The 24,120-nt window shown below is 74.0% G+C and carries 25 protein-coding genes and 1 tRNA gene; 16 read left to right on the top strand and 10 right to left on the bottom strand.

Annotated elements, in window-relative coordinates; genetic code table 11:
- The first annotated feature begins 79 nt into the window (after nt 1–79).
- Nucleotides 80–631, top strand: coding sequence for a hypothetical protein (locus tag SM450_RS09260; protein ID WP_474619275.1), 552 nt, complete (start codon nt 80–82; stop codon nt 629–631).
- 58 nt (nt 632–689) lie between these two features.
- Here the strand turns inward: SM450_RS09260 and SM450_RS09255 are convergent, their stop codons facing one another.
- Both SM450_RS09255 and SM450_RS09250 read right to left on the bottom strand, forming a co-directional pair.
- Nucleotides 690–2,177, bottom strand: coding sequence for an MFS transporter (locus tag SM450_RS09255; protein ID WP_474619274.1), 1,488 nt, complete (start codon nt 2,175–2,177; stop codon nt 690–692).
- Nucleotides 2,178–2,248: 71 nt separating this feature from the next.
- A complete protein-coding gene (locus tag SM450_RS09250; RefSeq protein WP_474619273.1) occupies nt 2,249–2,485 on the bottom strand; it encodes a hypothetical protein in 237 nt (78 codons plus the stop codon).
- Between the two features lie 138 nt (nt 2,486–2,623).
- Here SM450_RS09250 and SM450_RS09245 point away from each other — a divergent pair, with 138 nt between their 5' ends.
- A complete protein-coding gene (locus tag SM450_RS09245; protein WP_474619272.1) occupies nt 2,624–3,760 on the top strand; it encodes a geranylgeranyl reductase family protein in 1,137 nt (378 codons plus the stop codon).
- Here the strand turns inward: SM450_RS09245 and SM450_RS09240 are convergent.
- Nucleotides 3,747–4,781 carry an NAD(P)-dependent alcohol dehydrogenase gene (locus SM450_RS09240; RefSeq protein WP_474619271.1) on the bottom strand — a complete coding sequence of 345 codons (1,035 nt, stop codon included), beginning with the start codon at nt 4,779–4,781 and terminating at the stop codon, nt 3,747–3,749. The two genes, SM450_RS09245 and SM450_RS09240, sit on opposite strands and share 14 nt — an antisense overlap.
- Before the next feature lie 98 nt (nt 4,782–4,879).
- On the opposite strand from SM450_RS09240, the gene SM450_RS09235 reads away from it, so the two are divergent.
- Nucleotides 4,880–5,065, top strand: coding sequence for a hypothetical protein (locus SM450_RS09235; RefSeq protein ID WP_474619270.1), 186 nt, complete (start codon nt 4,880–4,882; stop codon nt 5,063–5,065).
- A gap of 416 nt (nt 5,066–5,481) precedes the next feature.
- Here the strand turns inward: SM450_RS09235 and SM450_RS09230 are convergent, their stop codons facing one another.
- Complete coding sequence (locus SM450_RS09230; RefSeq protein ID WP_474619269.1) at nt 5,482–7,272, bottom strand: bifunctional metallophosphatase/5'-nucleotidase; 1,791 nt, start codon at nt 7,270–7,272, stop codon at nt 5,482–5,484.
- Nucleotides 7,273–7,370: 98 nt separating this feature from the next.
- On the opposite strand from SM450_RS09230, the gene SM450_RS09225 reads away from it, so the two are divergent.
- Nucleotides 7,371–8,252 carry an SDR family oxidoreductase gene (locus SM450_RS09225; RefSeq protein ID WP_474619268.1) on the top strand — a complete coding sequence of 294 codons (882 nt, stop codon included), beginning with the start codon at nt 7,371–7,373 and terminating at the stop codon, nt 8,250–8,252.
- A 10-nt stretch (nt 8,253–8,262) separates the two neighbouring features.
- On the opposite strand, the gene SM450_RS09220 is transcribed toward SM450_RS09225, so the two are convergent.
- Both SM450_RS09220 and SM450_RS09215 read right to left on the bottom strand, forming a co-directional pair.
- Nucleotides 8,263–8,913: a nucleotidyl transferase AbiEii/AbiGii toxin family protein gene (locus SM450_RS09220; RefSeq protein WP_474619267.1), complete on the bottom strand. Its 651-nt coding sequence runs from the start codon at nt 8,911–8,913 to the stop codon at nt 8,263–8,265.
- Nucleotides 8,910–9,236 carry a hypothetical protein gene (locus SM450_RS09215; protein WP_474619266.1) on the bottom strand — a complete coding sequence of 109 codons (327 nt, stop codon included), beginning with the start codon at nt 9,234–9,236 and terminating at the stop codon, nt 8,910–8,912. The genes SM450_RS09220 and SM450_RS09215 overlap by 4 nt, the downstream gene beginning before the upstream one ends.
- 330 nt (nt 9,237–9,566) lie before the next feature.
- Here SM450_RS09215 and fdh point away from each other — a divergent pair, with 330 nt between their 5' ends.
- The 9 genes from fdh to SM450_RS09170 all read left to right on the top strand — a co-directional run bounded on the left by fdh (nt 9,567) and on the right by SM450_RS09170 (nt 19,367).
- Nucleotides 9,567–12,893, top strand: a complete 3,327-nt coding sequence (gene fdh, locus SM450_RS09210) for a formate dehydrogenase (protein WP_474619265.1) — start codon at nt 9,567–9,569, stop codon at nt 12,891–12,893.
- Complete coding sequence (locus SM450_RS09205; RefSeq protein ID WP_474619264.1) at nt 12,886–13,779, top strand: 4Fe-4S dicluster domain-containing protein; 894 nt, start codon at nt 12,886–12,888, stop codon at nt 13,777–13,779. The genes fdh and SM450_RS09205 overlap by 8 nt, the downstream gene beginning before the upstream one ends.
- Nucleotides 13,776–14,840 carry an NrfD/PsrC family molybdoenzyme membrane anchor subunit gene (gene nrfD, locus SM450_RS09200; RefSeq protein WP_474619263.1) on the top strand — a complete coding sequence of 355 codons (1,065 nt, stop codon included), beginning with the start codon at nt 13,776–13,778 and terminating at the stop codon, nt 14,838–14,840. Before SM450_RS09205 ends, nrfD begins: the two co-directional genes overlap by 4 nt.
- A 46-nt stretch (nt 14,841–14,886) precedes the next feature.
- Nucleotides 14,887–14,982: transfer RNA gene (locus SM450_RS09195), tRNA-Sec, on the top strand.
- A gap of 21 nt (nt 14,983–15,003) precedes the next feature.
- The gene (gene selA / locus SM450_RS09190; RefSeq protein WP_474619262.1) at nt 15,004–16,296 is read left to right on the top strand and encodes an L-seryl-tRNA(Sec) selenium transferase; all 1,293 of its coding nucleotides are present in this window, start codon (nt 15,004–15,006) and stop codon (nt 16,294–16,296) included.
- Between the two features lie 4 nt (nt 16,297–16,300).
- Nucleotides 16,301–18,064: a selenocysteine-specific translation elongation factor gene (gene selB / locus SM450_RS09185; RefSeq protein ID WP_474619261.1), complete on the top strand. Its 1,764-nt coding sequence runs from the start codon at nt 16,301–16,303 to the stop codon at nt 18,062–18,064.
- A 30-nt stretch (nt 18,065–18,094) separates the two neighbouring features.
- Complete coding sequence (locus SM450_RS09180) at nt 18,095–18,874, top strand: hypothetical protein (protein ID WP_474619260.1); 780 nt, start codon at nt 18,095–18,097, stop codon at nt 18,872–18,874.
- 44 nt (nt 18,875–18,918) lie between these two features.
- Nucleotides 18,919–19,116, top strand: a complete 198-nt coding sequence (locus tag SM450_RS09175) for a hypothetical protein (protein WP_091056808.1) — start codon at nt 18,919–18,921, stop codon at nt 19,114–19,116.
- A 65-nt stretch (nt 19,117–19,181) separates the two neighbouring features.
- The gene (locus SM450_RS09170) at nt 19,182–19,367 is read left to right on the top strand and encodes a hypothetical protein (protein WP_474619259.1); all 186 of its coding nucleotides are present in this window, start codon (nt 19,182–19,184) and stop codon (nt 19,365–19,367) included.
- 8 nt (nt 19,368–19,375) lie between these two features.
- On the opposite strand, the gene SM450_RS09165 is transcribed toward SM450_RS09170, so the two are convergent.
- Nucleotides 19,376–20,032 (bottom strand): hypothetical protein, encoded by a 657-nt coding sequence (locus SM450_RS09165; RefSeq protein ID WP_474619258.1) that lies wholly within the window; start codon nt 20,030–20,032, stop codon nt 19,376–19,378.
- A 127-nt stretch (nt 20,033–20,159) separates the two neighbouring features.
- Here SM450_RS09165 and SM450_RS09160 point away from each other — a divergent pair, with 127 nt between their 5' ends.
- The gene (locus SM450_RS09160) at nt 20,160–20,366 is read left to right on the top strand and encodes a hypothetical protein (RefSeq protein ID WP_474619257.1); all 207 of its coding nucleotides are present in this window, start codon (nt 20,160–20,162) and stop codon (nt 20,364–20,366) included.
- Here the strand turns inward: SM450_RS09160 and SM450_RS09155 are convergent.
- The 3 genes from SM450_RS09155 to SM450_RS09145 form a co-directional block, all read right to left on the bottom strand.
- Nucleotides 20,363–20,836 (bottom strand): hypothetical protein, encoded by a 474-nt coding sequence (locus tag SM450_RS09155; RefSeq protein WP_474619256.1) that lies wholly within the window; start codon nt 20,834–20,836, stop codon nt 20,363–20,365. The genes SM450_RS09160 and SM450_RS09155 overlap by 4 nt on opposite strands.
- Nucleotides 20,833–21,042: a phosphatidylethanolamine-binding protein gene (locus tag SM450_RS09150; RefSeq protein ID WP_091056824.1), complete on the bottom strand. Its 210-nt coding sequence runs from the start codon at nt 21,040–21,042 to the stop codon at nt 20,833–20,835. Before SM450_RS09150 ends, SM450_RS09155 begins: the two co-directional genes overlap by 4 nt.
- Before the next feature lie 101 nt (nt 21,043–21,143).
- The gene (locus SM450_RS09145; RefSeq protein ID WP_474619255.1) at nt 21,144–22,025 is read right to left on the bottom strand and encodes a universal stress protein; all 882 of its coding nucleotides are present in this window, start codon (nt 22,023–22,025) and stop codon (nt 21,144–21,146) included.
- Nucleotides 22,026–22,217: 192 nt separating this feature from the next.
- Here SM450_RS09145 and SM450_RS09140 point away from each other — a divergent pair, with 192 nt between their 5' ends.
- On the top strand, nt 22,218–23,405 hold the full coding sequence (locus tag SM450_RS09140; RefSeq protein ID WP_474619254.1) for a PP2C family protein-serine/threonine phosphatase: 1,188 nt from the start codon (nt 22,218–22,220) through the stop codon (nt 23,403–23,405).
- Between the two features lie 48 nt (nt 23,406–23,453).
- The gene (locus SM450_RS09135) at nt 23,454–23,924 is read left to right on the top strand and encodes a MarR family transcriptional regulator (protein WP_474619253.1); all 471 of its coding nucleotides are present in this window, start codon (nt 23,454–23,456) and stop codon (nt 23,922–23,924) included.
- Nucleotides 23,925–24,120 lie beyond the last annotated feature (196 nt).

Here is a 24,120-nt window from a genome sequence, read left to right as displayed (position 1 = left end):
CTGAGTGCCTGACGGTGCTTGCGCGCGCGCCAACCCCCCTCTCGGTGCGCGTCGTCGACCCCCGAATGGAGCCCCCACCATGAACACGATCCTGCGTAAGAGCGTTCTGGGTGTTGCTGGTCTCGCGTTTACCGGTGGTGTGTTCGCCGGTCCGATCGCCGCCCACGCCGACACCCCCACCCACACCACCAAGCCGGTCACCACGGCGGTGCAGGCCGAGGGCAAGCAGTCGACCATCACCCTCAACGACGAGCAGACCGCCAACGTCAAGGCGATCATCGCGGCGACGAAGAAGGCCGGCCTGCCCGAGCGGGCCGCGGTCATCTCCATCGCCACCAGCCTCCAGGAGTCGAAGCTGGAGAACCTGGGCCACCTCGGCGACACCAACGACCACGACTCGCTGGGCCTGTTCCAGCAGCGCCCCTCCTCCGGCTGGGGCAGCCCGGAACAGATCACCGACCCCGAGTATTCGACCCTGGCGTTCCTGAAGGGTCTGAAGCAGGTCGACGGCTGGCAGGACATGCCGCTGACCAAGGCCGCCCAGACCGTCCAGGTGTCGGCCTACCCGGACGCCTACGCCCAGTGGGAGAACCAGGCCACCGACCTCGTCACCACGCACTGGAACAAGTAAGCAGCACCGCGAAGGCCGGCAACCCCTGCACGGGGATGCCGGCCTTCACGCGCGGCTGTTAAGCGGGGCCCCCGCCTCTACCGGAGGCGTTAACGGGGGCCCCCGCCTTACTCGCGGAGCGGTGGCTGGCGATGATGTCGGTTACGGCTACGGCAAGCGCCAGCACGATGATTCCGGCGGCCAGCAGCAGTGAGTGCCGGAACGCCAGCCCCCAGTCGTTCTGGTTCTGCGCCAGCGTCGAGAAGAACAGCGCGCCGACCGCCGCGATGCCGGCGGCGGTGCCGATCCGCTGCCCGGTCTGGAGCATGCCGGCGCCGCTGCCGGCCATCGGCACCGGCACCTCGGAGAGCGTCAGCGTCTGGTTGGGCGCGATCACCAGGCCGCTGCCCAGCCCGGCGACGAGCAGTGGCAGCGCGGTACGCAGTGGCACGTTCTGGTGCGGCCCACCGGTCAGCACCAGGTCGGTCGCGACCAGCCCGACCACCACGGCGAGCAGTCCGATCGCGACGAGCGGCCGGCCGTACCGGGTGACGACCCGGCCGCCGAGCGCGGAGGCGAGCGCCGAGCCGAGCGCGAACGGGGTGATCGCCACGCCTGCGACAAGCGCGCTGTAGCCCAGGCCGATCTGGAGGTAGAGGGTGAAGATGAAGAAGATGGCGGTGAAGCCGGCGAAGTAGATCAGCCCGATGAGCGAACCGAGGACGTACGAGCGCAGGTTGAACAGCCGCAGGTCGAACAGGGGTGTGGCGTGCCGGGCGAACCGGCGTTCCCAGAGCGCGAAGCCGGCGAGCAGCAGCAGGCCGAGCGGGATCAGCAGCCACTTGGCCGAGCCCTGCCACTGTTCCCGCTGCACCAGCGGCAGCAGGATGACTGTGACCCCGGTGCCGAGCAGCAGCACGCCCACCGGGTCGAGCCGGTGCCGGTGGGGCTGGCCCTCGGGCCGGCCCGGCACCAGCCGCCAGCCGAGCACCATCGCCACGATGCCGACCGGGATGTTCACGAAGAACACCCACCGCCAGCCGTGCTCCTCGCCGCCGAGTTGGATGAGCAGCCCGCCCAGCAGCGGCCCGACCGCGGTGGAGATGCCGATGGTGGCGCCGAGCAGGCCGAACGCGCGACCCCGGTCCGCGCCCCGGAACAGCTGCTGGATCATGCCGCTGACCTGGGGGTTGACGATGCCGGCGGCGGCGCCCTGGACGAGCCGGGCGATGATCAGCCAGGTCGACGAGGTGGCCAGCCCGGCCAGCGCGCTGGTGAGCGTGAACAGTCCCACCCCGACCACGAACGCGGTACGCCGGCCGCGCGCGTCACCGAACCGTCCGGCCGGCACCAGCACCAGGCCGAACGTCAACGCGTACCCGGACAGCACCCATTGCAGGTCGCTCGGGGTGGCGTCGAGCGCCCGGTCGATCGACGGCACGGCGACGTTGACGATGCTGACGTCGAGCAGCGTCATGAACGCCGCGACCAGGCCGACGCTCAGCGCCTGCCAGCGGCGCCGGTTGTCGTACCCGGTGTCCGGCGTCGGCGACCGGTCGCCGCTCATCGTGCCCTCCACAGACCGTCGATCACGCATCCCCGATCGCTACCCGGACCCCGGAGGGGCAAACGACATGATCAGGCTGTCTGACGCGCGCACCAGCGGGGCCCGAAGTCCAGGCCCGACATCGGCGAGTCCTCCCGGTGCAGCAGCCCTCGCTCGGTGAGCGAGTGCAACGGCGCGTGCACCTCTTCCTCGGTCATCCCGGTCTCCTCGGCGATCATGTCCGGGTAGGGGACGTGTCCCCGTACCTCAAGCGCGGTGACCGCCTGGTACACCCGTTCCTCGGCCGCGGACAGTTGGACCTGAGGCATGGCTTCCCTCCTCGCCGGTGGGCCGCCCGACCTGCGGACGGCCGGCGACCGGCGGTTACCCCGGGGAACGGCGAAGATGCCCACCCGAACGACTGTCGTCGCGGGCGTGGCGACGCGCCGGTGCCCTAGGCTGCACGCGTGATCATCTGGGACCTCGTGGTGGTCGGCGGCGGACCCGCCGGACTTTCCGCCGCGCACGCCGCGGCGCGGGCCGGCGTGCGCACGCTCGTGGTCGAGCGGGCCACCCATCCCCGGTACAAGACCTGCGGCGGCGGCCTGATCGGCACCTCGCTCGCCGAGGTCGGCGCCGTGATCGAGGTGCCCGCCCAGGACCGCACCGACCGGGTCACGTTCACCCGCGACGGGCGACGGGCGTTCACCCGCCGCAACGCCACGCCGCTGGTCACCATGATCCGCCGGGAGGAACTCGACGACCGGCTGCGCGCCGCCGCGGTCGCGGCCGGCGCGCAGGTCCGCGAGGGCGTCGCGGTCCGCGCGGTGGAGCAGGACCCCGACGAGGTACGCCTGCGGCTGGCCGACGGCGAGGTGGTACGCGCCCGGAGCGTGGTGGGCGCCGACGGCTCCTCCGGCGTGACCGCCCGCCACGTGGGGGTGCGTTTCCGCCAGGTGGACCTGGGGTTGGAGGTGGAGCTGCCGGTCCCCGCCGCCGAACGGGACCGGTGGCGGGGCCGGGTGCTCATCGACTGGGGGCCGGTCCCCGGCTCGTACGCCTGGGTCTTCCCGAAGGGCGACCGGCTCACCGTGGGTGTCATCGCCGCCCGTGGTGAGGGCGAGCGGACCCGGGCCTACCTGCGGGACTTCGTGGCCCGGCTGGGGCTGTCCGGGATCAGCCCGGAGCACGACTCCGGCCACCTCACCCGCTGCCGGGCCGGGGACTCCCCGCTGCGCCACGGCCGGGTGCTCGTCGCCGGCGACGCGGCGGGCCTGTTGGAGCCGTGGAGCCGGGAGGGGATCAGCTACGCGCTGCGCTCCGGCCGGTTGGCCGGCGCGGCGGTCGCGGGCGGGGATCTCGACGGGTACGGCCGCGAGGTCGAGGCACGGCTGGCGCCGGAGATGCGGGCCGGGCACCGGCTGCTGGACGTCTTCCAACGGCGGCCCGACGTGTTCCACGCCGTCCTGGCCAGCCCGCCCGGCTGGCGAATGTTCGTCCGGTTCTGCCAGGGGAGGGCCAGCTTCGCCGAGGCGCTGGGCCGGCGGCCGGTGCGGGCCGGGCTTGCGCTCGTCGACCGGCTGCCCCCGCTCAGGGCACGATGACCGCCCGCCCGTGGATGTCGCCCCGGCGCAACGCCTCGTACGCCTCGGGCGCCTCGGCAAGCGGGAACGTCCGCACGTCGGCGTGCAGCCGGCCGGCCCGACCCAACGCGATCACCTCCTGGAGTTCGGCCCGGGTGCCCCAGAACGGCACCACCACGCCGGTCTCCAGCGGCACCGGGGGCGGCGCGTCGGCGACCGGGCGGACCGGCAGCGTCCCACCTGCAAGTCCGACAAGCAGCAGTTGACCGCCGGTCGCGACGACCTGCCGGGCGGTGTCCAGGGTGGGTTGCGCGCCGACGAAGTCGAGCACCACGTCCGCGCCGTCCGGCGGCGGGCCGACCAGCTCACGGATCTTCGCCACGGCGTCCGGGCCGGCCGGCACCACGTGGTGGGCGCCGAGGCGGCCGGCCAGGTCCAGCGCCGCGACGCTTGTGTCCACCGCGACGATCCGCACCGCCGTGGTGGCGACCAGGATCTGCAACGCCATGTGCCCCAGGCCGCCGATGCCGATCACCACGCAGGTGGTGCCGGGCCGCAGCCGGGGCCGGGCCAGTTCCACCGCGTGGTACGGGGTCAGCCCGGCGTCGGTGAGCGGAGCGGCCTGGGTCAGGTCCATGTCACCCACATGCAGCAGCCGGGACGCCGGCACCGCCACATACTCGGCGAGCCCCCCGTCACGGCTGAGGCCGATGCCGCCGACCGGGACGACCCGGCAGCGGTTCTCCTCGCCCCGCAGGCAGGCCCGGCACCTGCCGCAGCCGATGATCCCGTAGACCGCGGCCCGGTCCCCGGGCGACCAGCCGTCGACGCCGGGACCGGCGGTCTCCACCGTGCCGGCGATCTCGTGGCCGAGCGTCATCGGGGTGGGGAACATCCCCGCCTCGGCGTCGAGGATGTGCAGGTCCGAGTGGCAGGCGCCGACCGCGCCGACGCGCAGCAGCACCTCACCGGGTCCGGCCTGCGGGGTGGGCGCCTCGGTCAGCTCCAGCACCCCGGGGGCGGTCATCCGTACCGCGCGCATCGTCGCCCTCCCACCTCGTCGCCGACGGCCGTCGCGGCGGCATACCCGTGCCGCCCCGGTTGATACCGGCGTTGGACGGGCTGGCGCACAATGCGGGTATGGGCGAGCCGGTCGAGTCGTTCACCGACGAGGAGTACGCGTTCCTGCGGCATGTCCGCTTCGGCGAGTTGCCACCCCGGGTACGCCCCGAGGAGCGCGCGGAGTCCACCGAGACGGACAGCCGCCCGGACCGCCCGGACCCGGCCGGCGGCGAGTCGGAGTGGCACCTGCGCGCCGGCGGCTGACCCTCAGCCAATGCCGTTCCATCCGTGACCCGACCAGCCCGTGAGCGGGACGCGGCCCGGCGGATGGCGCCCCGGCCACCGTCGCGCCGGCCGCGACATCGTGCGTCAGGGCACCGTAGACACCCATGACGTTCCAGTCGTGCGTCATCCAGCCCGCGAGTGGAACACCATGGGTGTCTCCGCGAGCCGCATCCGGCGGGACCGGCGTGTCCCGGCCGATCAGCTCGTCGGACTGGATCATCGAGTCGACCCCCCGACGATCTCGCCACAGATCTTGGAAGCTCCCGGCCCCTCCCGGGGCCCTCTCCTTCCAAGATCTCCACTCGGTCGCGTCGATCATGAAGTTGGCGGTGACAAAACGGAACGGGAGCACCGCCAACTTCATGATCAACCGGGCGGGGGCGGGCTGGGACGGGTCAGAAGACCGGCACGCCGTCGCGGACCAGCTTCCAGTTCGGCACGTAGAAGTCGGCCGGGTCGATGACGCCCTTGGCCTGCGCCCAGTCGATCAGGAGCTGGCGGATCTCCTGCTGCGCGTTGTAGACCTGGGTCTTCACGATGCCGGGGAAGTTGCCGCCGCCGCTGCGCCGGTAGTTGTTCACCGCCACCACGAACTGCGCGTCCGCCGCCACCGGGGTGTCGGTGCCGGCGAGCACCAGGCGGGTGATCCGCTGGCCGACCGGCTTCGAGATGTCGATGTCGTAGTCGACGCCAGAGAACACGTCGTAGTTGTAGTCCGGCACGGTCGGGTCGCTGATGGTCGCCACGTCGACCGGGGCGCCGACCGGGACGGTGGTGAAGTACTTCGCCGAGTACTCCAGGTACGCCTTCACCTCGGCGCCGGTCAGCACGACCGCCTCAAGCGTGTTGTCGTACACGTAGAGGCCGGCCACGTCACGGATCCGCACGTCACCCTGGGGGAACACCGCGGTGCGGCTGAACGGCGCGGCGATCGACAGCACCGGCAGTCCCGCGTACGCGCCGCCGGCAAGCGCCTCGGTGACCACCTCGGTCTGGACGTGGTTGATGAAGTCGAGGATCGGGGTGTCCCTGTAGCGCGACTCGGCGGCGGTCAGCTCCACGCTCGACTGCGCGACGACCTTGTTGACGTAGTCGACGGTCTTGGCGTGCTGGCCCCGGACGGCCGCGAGCACCGCCGGGTCCTCGACCACGGTGTTGGTGTTCAGCGTGGTGGCCGACGAGCCGACCACCTTCCAGCAGCCCTTGTGCCGGGTCAGCGTGAAGTCCATCCGGGTCAGCCGCTGGCCCCACTTGGACGGCTCGGAGGTGAGCACCGCCCGGCCGGTCTTGCGGTTGGTGACGAACTTCTGCGGCACCTCGTTGTGGGCGTGGCCGAACAGGATCGCGTCGATGCCCGGCACCTGCTCGGCGATCAGCGCGGTCGGGTTCTCGTTCGGCAGCTCCGGGCCGTAGCTGGAGGTGCCGCTGTCGCCGCCGTGCGCGGAGATGATGACCACGTCCGCGCCGCGCCGGCGCATCTCCGGCACCCACTTCGCGGCGGTGGCGACCATGTCGGCGAAGACCAGGCGGTCCTCGACGTTCGCCCGGTCCCAGATGGCCACGCCGGGGTTGGTCAGGCCGAGGATGCCCACCCGCAGCTTCGGCGCGCCGTGCCCGCCGAGCTGGACCTGCTTGATCACGTACGGGGGGAAGGCCGGCTTGCCGGTCTTCGCGTTTATCGCGTTGGCGGCCAGGGCCGGGAAGCCGAGCTGTTTGATCCAGGTGGCCAGCAGCGGCAGGCCGTAGTTGAACTCGTGGTTGCCGAGCGTGACGGCGTCATAGCGCAGCACGTTCATCGCATTTGCCATCGGGTGCGTCTCACCGGTGCTGGTGATCGGCTCCTGCTTGGCGTAGTAGGTCGCGAGTGGCGTGCCCTGGATGGTGTCCCCGGCGTCGAGGACCAGGGTCGCCCGGCCCCTGCGCTCGGCGCGGATCTGGTTGACCAGGGTGGCCAGCTTCGCGACGCCGACGTCGTTGTGCGCGCTGTCGTCGTACTCGGAATCCCGGTAGTAGTCCCAGTTGTAGACGTTGCCGTGGGTGTCCGACGTGCCGAGGACGGTCAGGTCCCAGGTCTTCGGCGGCTTCGGCTTCGCCTCGGCGGGCGCACCGGCGAGCAGGGGAGCGGTCGCCGCGGCGGCGGCGACGGCAAGCACCTGGCGCCGCGAGGCGCCGGAGGAGGAGGTCAATGCGGTGCCTTTCCATGGGGGTACGCGCCTCGTGGGCGCCGTTGCGCACCATAGACCATCTGGCGTTTTCCGGGCGCGCGTCGGGGTAGGGCGCAGGCATGAGCGAGGACCAGTACGCCAAGCAGGACCCGACCGAGCAGTACGGCCAGCAGCAGTCCACCCCCGGCACGGAGCAGGAGATGGGCCCGAAGCCGGACCACGGCGAGGAGTCCTACCGGGGCGCCGACCGGCTCAGCGGCAAGCGGGCGGTCATCACCGGCGGTGACTCCGGCATCGGCCGGGCCGTGGCCATCGCCTTCGCCCGCGAGGGCGCCGACGTCCTGGTCTCCTATCTGGGCGAGGAGGAGGCGGCGGACGCCCGGGAGACGGTCAGCCTGGTCGAGCAGGCCGGACGCCGGGGCGTGGCCGTCCGCACCGACCTGCGCGAGGAGGCCAACTGCCGCGAGCTGATCGACCGCGCGGTCACCGACCTGGGGGGCATCGACATCCTGGTCAACAACGCGGCCTACCAGATGTCGCAGGACAACGGCATCGACGACATCAGCACCGAGCAGTTCGACCGGGTCTTCAAGACCAACGTGTACGCCATGTTCTGGCTGAGCAAGTTCGCGGTGCCGCACCTCAAGGAGGGCTCGGCGATCATCAACACGTCGTCGATCCAGGCGTTCGACCCGTCGCCGCAACTGCTCGACTACGCCACCACCAAGGCGGCCATCGCCAACTTCACCAAGGCGCTGGCGCTGAACCTGGCCGACCGGGGCATCCGCGTCAACGCGGTCGCGCCCGGCCCGGTCTGGACGCCGCTGATCCCGGCCACCATGCCGCCGGAGAAGGTCAGGGAGTTCGGCACCGACGTGCCGATGGGTCGCCCCGGCCAGCCGGCCGAGCTGGCCCCGGCGTACGTCTTCTTCGCCTCCCCGGAGTCGAGCTACGTCACCGGCGAGATCCTCGGTGTCACAGGCGGCCGGCTGACGAAGTGACCCCGGCGTCTCAGCGGGGCCAGGCGGCCATCCGGCGGCGCACCTCGGCGATCCGCGCCGCGTCCAGCCCGTAGCGGGTGAACCGGCGGTCGGCGAGCCCGTCGAGGTAGCGGCCGGCCGCGCGCACGTCGGTGTCCTCGAGCGCCGGGTCGACCTGCCGGGCCAGCTCCAGCAGCTCGGTCACCGCGTACCGGTCAAGCGCGGCGGCCACGTCGATGTAGTCGCGTACCTCGCGCCGGTTGACGAGCGCGGCGGTCTTGTTGGCGATCAGGTCCCGCACGTCCATCACCGGGCCGAAGTCCATCACCACCGGGCTGCGGTGGCGGTCCAGCCGGGCCAGGCTGAGGCGGATCCGACGGTCACCGAGGCTGACCACGAAGTCGCGCAGGTCGCGGTCGAAGCCGTCGAACACCTCGCCCAGCCCGCCCGGGTCCGCCTCGTCCACCAGGTAACCGGCCCGTTCCAGCGCGGCGCGCACGTCGGCGGCAGCCGCGGCGGCGGCGCCCTCGACGTCGGCGAACAGGTCGACGTCCTCGGTGGGGCGGGTGACCAGGCCGTGCGCCGCCCAGGCCACGCCGCCGCCGAGCACGAACCGGTGCGGGCCGGCGGCGGCCAGGGCCACCCGGGCCACCTCCCGGTAGAAGTCGTGCGGATGCCTCACGCGGCGCGCAGGCTCCGGTGCCGGCCCTCCCAGGCCAGGCGTACGCCCCGGGGCAGGTTGAGCAGCGGCCACACCCGGCGCAGCGTCCCCGCGTGGATCAGTTCCCGCAGGTCGTCCACCCGGCTGGTCTCGCGCAGCACGTTCTCGTACATCCAGAGCAGCTCGTCCGGGTCGGCGAGGTCGAAGGCCCGTTCGCCGCACCACATCAGGCGCACCGGCAGCTCGACGATGCCGGTGGTGGGGCCGGCCAACTCGGCCAGGGTGCGCGCCACCACCGCGGGACGCCCGGGCCGGGCGAGGTACGCGCTGACGGTGGCGGACATGGCATCAGGGTAACTCCTGCCCGGTGTGCCGAGCGCCGGAGTCGGTGACCGGCGTCACGACGCCCGGCGGAAGAGGCGGCCCCCCGGTACCGTTGTGCAGAGCGTCGGTGTGACCAGTGTCCCCGGGCCTCACCTAAATTGCCTTCGCGGAATACCGTTCGGCTGGAGCCGCGTCGCGCCACTCGCCGAGAGGCGACCTGCACACCGACGCCCAGCGCCGCCCCGGTCACCAGGCCGGGGCGGCGCTGTTGTCCACTCGACTCGCGAGCCATGTTCGGCTGGCCTAGTGTGCTCAGTGTCAGCCGGTCTCAGCGTGGAGGGGGTGCCCGGGTGGGTCTGAAGACGTTCATCCAGGGGTGGCCGGTCTACCGGCAACTCACCGGCACGGACCCGCTGGGTCGCGGCGCCGCCGCGCAGTCGGCGCGTTCCGCCGAGCTGACCGCCCGCACCGAGACCGCCGACGGCATGGCCCGGTCGGTCTGCCCCTACTGCGCGGTCGGCTGCGGGCAGCGCGTCTTCCACAAGGACGGCCAGGTCACCCAGATCGAGGGCGACCCGGACAGCCCGATCTCCCGCGGCCGGCTCTGCCCGAAGGGTTCGGCAAGCAAGAGCCTGGTGACAAGCCCGCTGCGGCAGACCAAGGTCCGCTACCGCCGGCCGTACGCGACCGAGTGGGAGGACCTGGACCTCGACGTCGCGCTCGACATGATCGCCGACCGGGTCCTGGCCGCCCGCGACGAGACCTGGGAGGACGTCGACGACCACGGTCGCCCGCTCAACCGGACGCTCGGCATCTCCAGCCTCGGTGGGGCGACGCTCGACAACGAGGAGAACTACCTCATCAAGAAGCTGTTCACGGCGATGGGGGCACTCCAGATCGAGAACCAGGCCCGCATTTGACACTCCGCCACCGTCCCCGGTCTGGGGACCAGCTTCGGTCGCGGCGGCGCGACGGACTTCCAGCAGGACCTCGCCAACGCTGACGTCATCGTCATCCAGGGCTCCAACATGGCCGAGGCCCACCCGGTGGGCTTCCAGTGGGTGATGGAGGCGAAGAAGCGCGGCGCGAAGGTCTTCCACGTCGACCCGCGGTTCACCCGCACCAGCGCGCTCGCCGATACCTACCTCCCGATCCGGGCGGGCACCGACATCGCGCTGCTCGGCGGCGTGGTGCGCTACATCCTGGACAACGAGCTGGACTTCCGGGAGTACGTGCTGGCGTACACGAACGCGGCCACCATCGTCAGCGAGCAGTTCGCCGACACCGAGGACCTGGACGGCCTCTTCTCCGGCTACAACCCGGAGACCGGCTCCTACGACCATGCCAGCTGGCAGTACGAGGGCCAGGAGGGCAACACCAAGATCCGGGGCACCGGCAAGGAGCGTGACTCGGCGTCCGGGCTGGAGCACGAGTCGCACGGCGAGCCGGTGCCGGCGCAGACCCGGCGGGACGAGACGTTGCGGCACCCGCGCTGCGTCTACCAGATCCTGAAGCGGCACTTCGCCCGCTACACCCCGGAGATGGTGGCGCGGGTCTGCGGCATCCCGGAGGACAAGTTCCTGGAGCTGGCCCGCGCCTGGACGGAGAACTCCGGTCGGGAGCGCACCGGCGCGCTCGTCTACTCGGTGGGGTGGACGCAGCACAGCGTCGGCGTGCAGTACATCCGCACCGGGGCGATCATCCAGACGCTGCTTGGGAACATGGGCCGGCCGGGCGGTGGCATCCTCGCGCTGCGCGGGCACGCGAGCATCCAGGGCTCCACCGACATCCCGACGCTGTTCAACCTGCTGCCCGGCTACCTGCCGATGCCGCACCACGCCGACCACCCGACGTTCGACAAGTGGGTGGACAGCATCCGGCACCCCGGCCAGAAGGGCTTCTGGGGCAACTCGCGGGCGTTCGCGGCGAGCCTGCTCAAGGCGTACTGGGGTGACGCGGCGACGCCGGAGAACGACTTCGGCTACGGCTGGATGCCCCGGATGACCGGCGACCACGGGACCTACCAGCAGGTCCTGAACATGATCGACGGCAAGGTCAAGGGTTACTTCCTGCTCGGCCAGAACCCGGCGGTCGGCTCCGCGCACGGCCGGGCCCAGCGTCTGGGCATGGCCAACCTCGACTGGATGGTCGTCCGCGACCTGTTCCTGATCGAGAGCGCCACGTTCTGGAAGAACAGCCCGGAGATCGCCACCGGGGAGATCGTGCCGGAGGAGTGCCGGACCGAGGTGTTCTTCCTTCCGGCGGCCTCGCACGTGGAGAAGGAGGGCACCTTCACCCAGACCCAGCGGATGTTGCAGTGGCGGGAGAAGGCGGTCGACCCGCCGGGCGACGCCCGTTCCGAGCTGTGGTTCTTCTACCACCTGGGCCGGGTGCTGCGGGAGAAGCTGGCCGCCTCCACCACGCCCCGCGACCGGGCGCTGCTGGACCTGGCCTGGGACTACCCGACGCACGGCGAGCACGCCGAGCCGAGCGCCGAGGCGGTGCTGAAGGAGATCAACGGCTTCGACGTGGCCACCGGTCGTCCGCTCAACGCGTTCGCCGAGGCGAAAGCCGACGGCTCCACCGCCGTCGGCTGCTGGATCTACTCCGGCGTCTACGCCGACGGGGTGAACCAGGCGGCCCGCCGCAAGTCCCGGCACGAGCAGGACTGGGTGGCCGCGGAGTGGGGTTGGGCGTGGCCGGCGAACCGGCGCACGCTCTACAACCGCGCCTCCGCCGACCCGGAGGGCCGGCCGTGGAGCGAACGCAAGAAGTACGTCTGGTGGGACGCCGACAAGGGCGAGTGGACCGGCTACGACGTGCCCGACTTCGAGCGGACGAAGCCGCCGACGTACCGGCCGCCGGACGACGCCTCCGGCCCGGAGGCGCTCGCCGGCGACGACCCGTTCGTGATGCAGGGCGACGGCAAGGCCTGGCTGTACGCGCCGAGCGGCGTGCTCGACGGCCCGATGCCGACGCACTACGAGCCGGCCGAGTCGCCGATGCGCAACCCGCTCTACGGGCAGCAGGCCAACCCGACCCGGAAGATCTACGAGCACCCGGTGAACCGGATCAACCCGAGCCCGCCGGAGCCGCACAGCGGGGTCTTCCCGTACGTGTTCACGGTCAGCCGGCTGACCGAGCACCACACGGCGGGCGGGATGAGCCGCACGGTGCCGCGCCTGGCCGAGCTGCAACCGGAGATGTTCGTCGAGGTGTCCCCGGAGTTGGCCGCCGAGGTCGGGCTGGCGCATCTCGGCTGGGCGCACCTGATCAGCGGACGGGCGGTGATCGAGGCGCGGGTGCTTGTCACCGACCGGCTCACCCCGCTGCGGGTGGACGGCCGGATCATCCACCAGGTCTGGTTGCCCTACCACTTCGGCACCGAGGGGCTGGTCACCGGCGATTCGGCGAACGACCTGTTCGGCATCACCCTGGACCCGAACGTGCTCATCCAGGAGAGCAAGATCGGCACCTGTGACATCCGGTCCGGCCGGCGGCTAACCGGGCCGGCGCTGCTCGACCTGGTCGGCGACTACCAGCGGCGGGCCGGGATGACCCCGGACCGTAGGGTGCCGATCGTGACCACCGACGTGCTGGGCGGGGAGAACGCGGCCGGCAGCACCGACGAGCAGACGCCCGAGGCCGCGGCGCGCGACGGAGAAGACCATGCCTGACGCCAACAGCCTGTACGGACCGCTCGACCCGGCCCCCGACGCGGGCTGGGTGTCCGCGCCGCCGCGGATGGGCTTCTTCACCGACACGAGCGTCTGCATCGGTTGCAAGGCGTGCGAGGTGGCCTGCAAGGAGTGGAACGGCGTCCCCGACTCGGGCTTCGACCTGCTCGGCATGTCCTACGACAACACCGGCGCGCTGACCGCGAACTCGTGGCGGCACGTGGCGTTCATCGAGCAGCCCCGCCCGGCCGGGCCGGAGTTCCTCGGTATGCCCGGCGCGCAGCCGCCGGGGCGGGGCACCGGCGCGGAGAGCCGCTCCGACTTCCGCTGGCTGATGATGTCCGACGTCTGCAAGCACTGCACGCACGCGGCCTGCCTGGACGTGTGCCCGACCGGTTCGCTGTTCCGCACCGAGTTCGGCACCGTGGTGGTGCAGGAGGACATCTGCAACGGCTGCGGCTACTGCATCTCCGCCTGCCCCTACGGCGTGATCGACCAGCGCAGGGACGACGGCCGGGCGTGGAAGTGCACGCTCTGCTACGACCGGCTGGGCGCCGGCATGACCCCGGCCTGCGCGCAGGCCTGCCCCACCGAGTCGATCCAGTACGGCCCGCTCGACGAGCTGCGCGACCGCGCCGCGCAGCGGGTCGCCACGCTGCACGAGCGCGGCGTGCCGGAGGCCCGCCTCTACGGCCACGACCCGACCGACGGGGTCGGCGGCGACGGCGCGTTCTTCCTGCTGCTCGACGAGCCGGAGGTGTACGGGCTGCCGCCGGACCCGGTGGTCACCACCAGGGACCTGCCGAAGATGTGGAAGCGGGCCGGCCTGGCCGCGCTGGCCATGGCGGCGGCGACCGTCGCCGCGTTCGTCGGAGGGTCGTCGTGAGCACGGACCGTCCGGTGGGTGCCCTGTTCCGTCGCTTCCGGGGGCGCCTGGCCGCCGAGCGGGTCCCCGCCCCACCGGCCGCCACCGGCCGCCGCCGCGGCGGCCGGGGCGGCAAGGGCGGCGAGCAGCTCAACGTGCCGCCGGCCGAGTTCACGTCCTACTACGGCCGGCCGGTGCTGAAGCCGCCGGTGTGGAAGTGGGACATCGCCGCGTACCTGTTCACCGGCGGGCTCGCCGCCGGCTCCTCGCTGCTGGCCGCCGGCGGGCAGCTCACCGGCCGACCGGCGCTGCGCCGCGCCGGCCGGGTCGCCTCGCTTGCCGCGGTGAGCGCCAGCGCGTACTTCCTGATCAACGACCTGGGCCGGCCGAGCCGCTTCCACCACATGCTGCGGGTGGCGAAGGTGACCTCGCCGATGTCGGTGGGCACCTGGGTCCTCAGCGCGTTCGGCCCGGCCGCCGGGCTGGCCGCGGTCGCCGAGGCGGCGCACCTGCTGCCCGAGCGCGGCACGCTCGGGCTGGCCCGCCGGCTGCTGCCCCCGACCGGGCACGCCGCCGGGCTGGTGGCCGCCGTCACCGCGCCGGCGCTCGCCACGTACACCGGGGTGCTGCTCGCGGACACGGCGGTGCCGTCGTGGCACGAGGCGTACCCGGAACTGCCCGTCATCTTCGCCGGCAGCGCGCTCGCCAGCGGCGCCGGCGTGGGGCTGCTGGCCGCGCCCGCCGACCAGGCCGGGCCGGCGCGGCGTCTCGCGGTGGCCGGCGCGGCGCTTGAGCTGTGGGGCGCGCACCGGGTGGAGAACCGGCTGGGCCTGCTCAGCGAGCCCTACACCGACGGCACCCCCGGGAAGCTGCTGCGCGCCGGCCGCACGCTCACCGCCGCCGGGGTGGTCGGCGCGCTCGCCGGGCGCCGCAGCCGGCTGCTGTCCGCGATCTCCGGCGGCGCGCTGCTCGCCGCGTCCGTCTGCACCCGCTTCGGGATCTTCCACGGCGGCGTCGCGTCGGCGCGCGACCCGAAGTACACGGTGGTCCCGCAGCGGGAACGCGCCGATCGGGGGGCCTGACCACCTCGCCCGGCGGCCGGTGGGCCGCTGTGGTTGACTCGGACGTGGAGGCGTTCAGGCGGCTGGTGCCCCTCCCGGTCTTCAAAACCGGTGTGGTCCGGGACCCGGGCCAGGCGGGTTCGATTCCCGTCCGTCTCCGCCAACCGTCTGAGGGGGAGCGCCGATGCGTGAGGTGGACCCGCGTCGGCGGGTGCCGCGCACCGACGCGCTGCTCGCCGACCCGGCGCTCGCGGCTGCCGCCGGCACGTTCGGCCGCGACCGGGTCAAGGCCGCGATCGTCGCGGCCCAGCAGCGGGCCCGCCGCGGCGAACTCACCCCCGAGGGGGTACGCGACGCGGCGCTGGCCGGGCTGTCCGGGCGCACCCCACGGCCGGTGCTGAACGCCACGGGCGTCGTGCTGCACACCAACCTCGGCCGGGCACCCCTCGCCCCTGCGGCCGTGGACGCGCTCGTCGCCGCCGCCGGGCACACCGACGTGGAACTCGACCTGGCCACCGGCCGGCGGGCCCGGCGCGGCCGGGAGGCGCTCGACGCGCTCGCCGCCGCCGTGCCCGACGCGCCAGCCGTGCACGTGGTGAACAACGGCGCCGCCGCGCTGGTGCTTGCCGCCACCGCGCTCGCCGCCGGCCGGGAGATCGTGGTCAGCCGCGGCGAGCTGGTCGAGATCGGCGACGGGTTCCGCCTGCCCGACCTGCTTGCCAGCACCGGCGCCCGGCTGCGTGAGGTGGGCACCACCAACCGCACCTCCCGGGCCGACTACGCCGCCGCGATCGGCCCGGACACCGGCTTCGTGCTCAAGGTGCACCCGTCGAACTTCCTGGTCACCGGCTTCACCTCGGCGGTGCCGGTCGGCGAGCTGGCCACGCTCGGCGTGCCTGTGGTCGCCGACATCGGCTCCGGGCTGCTCGCCCCGGACCCGCTGCTGCCCGAGGAGCCGGACGCGGCGACCACGCTGCGCGCCGGCGCCCACCTGGTCACCGCAAGCGGCGACAAGCTGCTCGGCGGCCCGCAGGCCGGCCTGCTGCTCGGCGCCGCCGACCTGGTCGAACGGCTGCGCCGGCACCCCCTCGCGCGGGCGCTGCGGGTGGACAAGCTCACCCTCGCCGCGCTCGCCGCCACCCTGCACGCGCCGGCCACGCCGACCGGTGAGGCGCTGCACGCCGACCCGGGCCGGCTGCGCGCCCGCACCGAACGGCTGCGCGACAGGCTCGGCGCCGACGGCTGCAAGGCCGAGGTGGTGCCGGCGGCGGCGGTCGTCGGCGGCGGCGGCGCGCCCGGGGTGGAGCTGGACTCGTGGGCGCTGAGCCTGCCCGAGCGGTACGCGCTGCCGCTGCGCACCGGCGACCCCGCGGTCCTCGGCCGGGTGCTGCACGGCCGGCTCCTGCTGGACCTGCGCGCCGTGCCCGACACCGCCGACGACCGCGTCCGCGCGGCGATCCTTCGCGTGGCGGGCTGAGCAGGTGTGGGTGATGGCCACCGCCGGGCACGTCGACCACGGCAAGTCCACCCTGGTCCGGGCGCTGACCGGGATGGAACCGGACCGGTGGGCGGAGGAACGTCGCCGGGGCATGACCATCGACCTGGGATTCGCCTGGACCACCCTGCCCTCCGGCGGCACGCTGGCGTTCGTCGACGTGCCCGGGCACGAACGGTTCGTGCCGAACATGCTCGCCGGGGTCGGCCCGGTCCCGGCCGCGCTCGTCGTCGTCGGCGCCGACGAGGGCTGGATGCCGCAGTCCGCCGAGCACCTGGCCGCGCTCGATGCGCTCGGGGTGTCGTACGGGCTGCTGGCGGTGACCCGCGCGGACCTGGCCGACCCGGGGCCGGCGGTGGCGCGGGCCCGCGAGGAGATCGCCGCGACCTCGCTCGGCGAGGTGGAGGCGGTGCCGGTCTCCGCGGTCACCGGCGCCGGCCTGCCCGAGCTGCGCGCCGCCCTGGACCGCCTGGTCGCCCGGCTGCCCGACCCGGCCCGGGACGCCCCGGTGCGGCTCTGGGTGGACCGGGCGTTCACCGTGCGCGGCAGCGGCACCGTGGTCACCGGCACCCTCGGCGGCGGCCGGCTGCGCGTCGGCGACGCACTCGAACTCGCCGCCACCGGGGAGCCGGTGCGGGTCCGCGGCCTGCACTCGCTCGGCGTCGCCCACTCCCAGGTCGACGCCGTGGCCCGGGTGGCGGCGAACCTGCGCGGCCTGCCCCGCGAACGGGTCGGGCGCGGCGACGCCCTGCTGAGCCCCGGCCGCTTCGGCCGCACCGACCTGCTCGACGTGCGCCTGGCCGGGGATCCGGCCGCCGCCCTGCCGGCCACCCTCACGCTGCACGTCGGCGCCGCGGCGGTGCCCGCCCGTGTCCGGCCGCTGGGCCCGGACACGGTACGGCTGCGCCTGGCCCGCCCGCTGCCGCTGCTGATCGGCGACCGGGCGCTGCTGCGCGACCCGGGCCGGCGCCACGTCGCCGGTGGGGTGACAGTGCTGGACGTGGACCCGCCGCCGCTGCGCCGCCGGGGCGCGGCGGCGGCACGCGCCACCGTCCTGGCCGGACTTGACGGGCGCCCCGACCCGGCCGACGAGCTGCGTCGCCGGCGGCTGGTCCGGGCCGGGCAGCTCACCCGGATGGGTGTGCCGCCGACCGCGACCCCGGTGGCCGGGGACTGGCTGGCCGACCCCGACCACTGGCGGGACCTGGGTCGCCGGCTCACCGAGGAGGTCACCAGGTACGCCGCCGAGCAGCCGCTCGCCGCCGGCGTGCCGGTCGACGCGCTGCGCCACCGCCTCGGCCTGCCGGACCGGTCGCTTGTGACGGCGCTGCTGCGCCCGCCGCTGCGACTGCGCGACGGCTTGGTCACCGCCGCGCCGGCCGGGACGCTGCCCGAACCGGTGGCCCAAGCCGTGGCGACGGTCCGCGCCGAGTACGGTGACCGGCCGTTCCAGGCCCCCGAGGCGTACCACCTCGCCGACCTCGGCCTGGGTCCGCGGGAGATCGGGGCCGCGGTGCGCGCCGGGGAACTGCTGAAGCTGGCCGAGAACGTGGTGCTGCTACCCGGTGCGCCGGAGCGCGCGGTGCGGGTCCTCGCCGGGCTGCCACAGCCGTTCACGCTCAGCGCCGCCCGGCAGGCGCTCGGCACCACCCGCCGGGTGGCGGTCCCGCTGCTGGAGCTGCTCGACCGCCGCGGCGCCACCCGCCGGCTGCCCGGCGACGCCCGCGAGGTGGTCCGCCCGCCCGGCTGACCGGTTGCGTCCGGATGGCATGGTGTCGGCATGATCGACAGGCTCCGCACCGTCCGGCTCGACGGGGCTTGGCTGCGCCGGCGGGCGCTGCCGGCAGCGGTGCTGGCCTGTTGGCTGGTCTGGGCGGCGCTCGCCTGGTGGTCCGCGCCGCGCGCCGCAGACCAGAGCGACCTGGAAGGTGATCTCGCGGCCGGCCGGGTGCTGACGATCACCCGCGCCGAGGGGTGGGATACCGGCGGGGCCTGGGGCCGGCGTCCCGAACCCCGTTATGTGCCGGGCGGCTCGACGGTCGTCTGGACCCGTCCCGACGGCCAGTTCCGCTACACCTACCTGCCGGCGCGGACCCCGACCGAGGGTGACGTCACGGGCGTCGGCCCGGGTCCGGAGGCGAGCCCGGCACCGGACGCCGCGACGTGGCCGGGACCGGATCCGCTCGCCGATCCGCTCGCCGATCCGCGGGCCCGGGACGCCACCACCCATGGCGGGGACACCCTGGCGGACGCGCTCGCCAACGCCGCCGCGACGCTGGCCCTGGTGATCGGCGTCGGTTGGCTGATCATGCTCGTCGCCGGGCCGCCGCCGGTGGTCGGCACCCGCTGGTACTGGTTCTGGGTCGGGCTGCTGCCGCTCGGCCTCGGCGTGCTCGCGTGGACCTGGCGGGAACGATGGCGCGCGGACGTGCCGGCCGCCCGGCCGCGCCGCTCGGGCTGGACCGGGCTCGGGTGGTTCATCCTCGGCGGCATCGCGATTTCCCTCGTGCTGGCGGTGGCGGGCATGGTGCTCGGCCGCTACGTCGTGCCGGGCGGCTGAGCCAACCGCCGCCGACGCCCGCCCCGGTCACCTACCGTGACGCCATGGACCCTTCCGCGATCTGGCGGGACAAGAACCACAGGTGGCGGATCGAGGCGTACCGGGCCCCGGACCTGCGGTTCGCCATCTTCGCCACGAACGGCACCACCGAGTCGGCGCCGCTGTGGCTGTTCGGGATGGCCGCCCTGGCCCGCTGGCTGATGACCCACGCCGTCTCCCTCGACGACCTGGAGACGGACTGACCCGTACGGGGGACGACCGGGGCGAAACGGGCCGCCGCAACCGCCGCCTGTCGTACCGTCCGGGCGTGAGGGACCGAGGACTGCGGACGTTCGTGACGGTGCTCGCCGGACTGGCGGTGATCTACTTCGGCGCCACCGGGCACCGGGCCGGCGGCGGCGAGGGCGGCGGCATCTCCGGTGGGGTGGTGCTGCTCGCACTGCTCGCCTCGTTGCTGGCCTGGCACCTGACCCGACCCGGCCCGGCGAAGTAGCCGGCGGCTCAGCGGCCCGCCGCCGCGGTGCGGCTCACCTCGCCGGCCGACTCCTCGCCGAGCGCCACCCGCACCAGCGCCGAGGCCAGCCGCCCGAAGTCGGCCTCCCCGACCAGCCCGACCAGGCTGCCCGGGTTCGCCGGCAGGCCCAGCCGCCGCGCCCCGGCCAGGGTCCGCCGGTCGGCGTACGGGCGCACGTCCGACCAGACCGCCTGGACCTCGCGCAGGAAGATGTCCGCCCCGGTCGGACCGATCCCGGGGAACTCGGTGAGCCGCCGGCGCAGCACCGACCGGTCCGCGCCGGCCTCCCGGTGCATCCGGCGCAGGTCGCCGTGCCACCGATCCAGGCAGAGCCGGGCGCCGGTGCCGAGCATGGTGGCGGTCCGCTCGTCGTAGCGCCGGTAGTGGCCGCGCCCCAGCGCGTCGACCCGGTCCTGCCAGCTCGCCGCCTCCATCTCCTGCGGGGTACGCCAGCCCGCGGCGAACAGCTCCCGGGCCGCGGCCACCGCCACCGACGCCCGGATCCGGGTGCTCAACAGCGTCGTCAGCACCAGCAGTTGGTAGAGCGGGCCGGGCCGGTCCGCGAGCGTGATCCCGGCCTCCTCCGCGTACGTGCGGGACTGCCGGTCCAGCAGGGCCCGGGCCACGTTCCGATCGTCAGGCATTGCACCGGGATACCCGCCGGGCGCCGGCCCAGACCCCGCGCCCACGCCGGAATGCGCCGGGCGGCGGCGGGTAACCGGCTCAGGCGCGCGGCCGAGCACCGCGCGCTCCCACCGGAAGGAGAGACCTGTGGTCAAGCCGCAGCAGGAGGAACTGCGCCGCAACGACCTGGGCGCGACAAGCCAGGACAGCCGCAAGGCCGCCACCGGAGGCGGCGACCGTTCGCGCGGCGCCGGCACGTCCAACGGTGACGCCGGTCGACCGGTGCCGAAGGGACAGGTGTCGCCGTACGGGCCGGCCGGCGAGCCGGTGGCCGAGGACGACAGCGACCGCTAACCGGACCGCGACGACGGCCGCAGCCTCCGCCAGGTGGCCGCGGCCGTCAGCCCGTACGCCAGGTGCGGCACCAGGTCGGAGAGCCAGTCGATCCGCCGCCAGGTGCGCGGGTCGGTCACGCCGAGCAACGTCATCGAGCCGTCGGAGGTGGCCATCACCCCACCGCCGAGCAGCACCACGGCCACCGGCAGCGGCATCCGGCGGCGCGCGGCGAGCAGGCCGAACGCGGCGCCGGCGGCGATGCCGGTGGCGTATCCGAGCACCGGCCCGAGGCCGGCCCGCCGGTTCGCCGCCTCCTCGACCGGCCCCAGGTCGACGTGCGCCACGTCGGCGAGACGCCCGGCGGTGGTCTCCGGGGTGGTGCTGGCCGGACGGGCCCGCAGCGCCATGTCGAGATAGCTGACCGTGTTCAGCACGGCGCTGCCGACGGCGCCCGCGATGGCGCCGTCGACCAGGGGCGCCGCCCTCACTTCGGGTCGCCCGGTTCGCGTTCGCCCTTGGGCCCGTAGGTCCGTTCGCCCCGGACGACGCCACGCTGACCCCGGTCGTCCTGGAGGATCCGGTTGGCCACCTGGTTCGCCTCCTGGTCGGCGGCCCGCCCGGACTGCTCCACGCGGTCGCGCAACCGCGCCCGCTGCTTGTCGTACGCGTTGCTGCCCGGCCGTGGTCCTGGCATTGCTGCCTCCTCGCGGTCGCTTCCGGCTGTCCGTGCCGTCTACCCGCCCCGGGCAGCGCCAACCGTCCGCCCTGAGCCACTCACCCGGGCGCGCGGGCCGCTCAGCCGGGTGCGCGGACCACCGCGACCGGGCAGTCCGCGTGGTGCAGCAGCCCCTGGCTCACCGAGCCGAGCAGCAACCCGCTCAGCTCGCCGCGCCCCTGCCGGCCGACCACGAGCAGTTGCGCCTCGCGGGAGGCCGCGGTGAGCGCGCGGACCGGGCGGGCGTGCACCACCTCGCGGGTCACCGGCACGTCCGGCCAGCGCTCCTCGATCCCGGCCAGCGACCCGGCCAGCACCTCGCCCTCCTCACCGCGTAGCCGCCCCTCCTCGTACACCAGGGGCTGCATGTCGCCGGGGCCCGCGGAGGTCGGGTGGGTGTAGGCGTGCATCACGTGCAGCCGGGTGCCGCGCGAGGACGCGGTCGCGGCGGCGAAGTCGACCGCGTCACGGGAACGCGGCGACCCGTCCACACCGACCACCACCGGGCCGGCGTCGCGGTCCGTTCCGCGGGCGACGAGCACCGGGCAGTCGGCGTACGAGGCGACCTGCACCGCGACCGAGCCGAGCACGAGCGCGGCGAAACCGCCGAGTCCCCGGTCGCCGAGCACCACGAGGGCGGCGGTGGGGGACTCGCCGAGCAGCACGGCGGCGGCCTCCCCGTCGATGATCTCGCCGGTGATCCGCAGCCCGGGACACTGCGCCTCGGCGGTCGCGACCGCGTCGCCGACGAGTTGCTCGGCCTGGTGGCGCAGGCCGGCGCCGGGCGGTGCCTGGTCGGGCGCGTTCACCGGCACGCGCAGCAGCGGCCAGATGAATCCGTGCACCACCCGCAGCGGACGGTTCCGCCGGCTGGCCTCCCGGGCGGCCAGGCGCACCGCCCGCGACGCCGATTCCGAGCCGTCCACGCCGACCACCACCGCCGCGCCGTTCGCCGAGTTCACCCCGTACCTCCTCGTCGCCGGCCGCGGCGGGTCACGCGGCCTCGACCCGCGCGGCCAGTATCGCGGCCGGCGCGCCCCCGCCGCGGCGATACCGCGGGAGTCGACCGGCCGGCTGAGGCGACGGTGCCGGTGTCGGTGGCCCTCCGTATGATGCTTGCCCTGTAGCAATCGTCGTTCTCGGAGGATGAGCACATGCCGGAGGCGTCCGGAGCGGTGTCGCGTGCCCTGCGCGCGGCGCCACCCGACCAGTTGCCGGAGGCCGCGGACGCGGTGCTCCGCGAGACGCTCGGCGCCGCGCGGGCGGAGGTGTTCGTCGCCGACTACCGGTCCAGCGGGCTGTGGCCGGTGCTGGACCCGGAGCGCTCCGACGGCGGCCCGCTCCGCTCGCACGGCGTGGCGCAGCGCTGCTTCAGCAGCCAGCAGCCGGTGTTGGACACGGCGGACGACGGCCGCTGCCGGGCCCACCTGCCGCTGTCGGTGTGGGGGGAGCGGCTCGGTGTGCTGCTTGTCGAGTTTCCCGGCATCCCGGACGCGGCGACGGTGGCGGCGGCCCGGGACGCCGCCGGCGACCTGGCGGTCGCCATCCGCGCGGCCGACCGGGAGACCGACCGCTACCGCCGGGCGCGCCGACGGGAGCGCCTCAGCATGGCCGCGGAGATGCAGTGGGACCTGCTGCCCGGGCGCAGCGTCGAGCACGGCGACGTGCTGCTCGCCGGGCAGCTCGAGCCGGCGTACACGGTGGGCGGTGACCACTTCGACTGGTCCGTCGACAGTGACCGGCTCACCTTGACGGTGCTCAACGGCGCCGGCAACGGGCTGTCCGCGTCGCTGCTCACCGCGGTGACCGTGAACGCGATGCGCAACGCGCGCCGCTCCGGCGGCAGCCTGGTGGAGCAGGCGGAGCTGGCCTCCGACACGATCTACTACCAGCACCGGGGGAGCCGGCACGTGGCCACGCTGCTGTTGGAGCTCGACGGCCGGCGGGGCGTGGTGCGGGCGGTGGACGCGGGTTCCCCGCGCGTGCTGCGGCTGCGCGCCGGTCGGGTCACCCCGGTCAGCCTGGAGCAGCAGCTTCCGCTTGGCATGTTCGCCGAGACCCGGTATGCGGTGCAGGAGTTCGGGCTGGAGCCGGGGGACCGGCTCTTCGTGGTCAGCGACGGGGTGTACGCGGCCGAGCCGGATGAGCAGGAGCCCTACGGCGCGCGGGCGATGGCGCGGGCGATGCGGTCCACTCGGTTGCAGCCGGCCGCCGAGGCAGTTGGTACGGTGATGCGCGAACTGCACGCGTACCATGTCGACGCGGATCTTCGCGACGACGCGGTCGTCGTCTGCCTGGACTGGCGCGGTTCCGGCCGGTCGGGCGACGTCACGCGGCGGTGACCATAGCGGCGGGGCGAACACGAGCGAGACGATCGCAGGGGACAGCGGGTGGAGCGACCTCCGAATCTTGCCGCGGCCGTCGAGGCGGCTGCCGAGGCGCTCATCGGTGTGCTCGACTCCGCCACCTCGCGGCACACGGTGAGCGTCTCGCCCACCCAGTTGCGGGTGCTGTCGCTCATCGTGTCGCATCCCGACACCAACGTGAACCGGCTGGCCGAGTTGCTCGACGTGGTCCCGTCGTCGGCCAGCCGGCTCTGCGACCGCCTGGAGGCGGTGGGCCTGCTGCGCCGGGTGGCCGACCCGCGGGACCGGCGTGAGGTGCGGCTCATCCCCACCAACGCGGCGGAGTCGCTGCTGCGGGAGTTGCAGGAGCGGCGGCACCGGGCGGTGCAGGCGGTGCTCGACCGGATGCCCAACAGGGTGCAGCACGATCTGCTGCTGGCGTTGCTCGCGTTCGGTCAGGCGGCCACGATGACGACGCCGCAGGCCGGCTCCGACTCCACCGCCCGGACGGCCTGATCCGCGCGCTGCCGCACCCACTAGTGTCCTAGGATGCCTTAGCCGTTGTGACGGTCGCCACCGTCACAACACTGACCAGCCACGCAGCGGCGACACCGGAAGCGGCCCGCCGGCCCGATATAGTGGCAGCGCAACTGGCCGGCCCATGATCCGTTCGATGGTGGGCCGCATCGGGGAGGGCGCCGGCATCCGACCG

The sequence above is a fragment of the Micromonospora marincola genome (assembly GCF_056150385.1).
The sequence above is the reverse complement of the archived record's forward strand: the minus strand, read 5'-3'. Positions and strand labels throughout refer to the sequence as shown.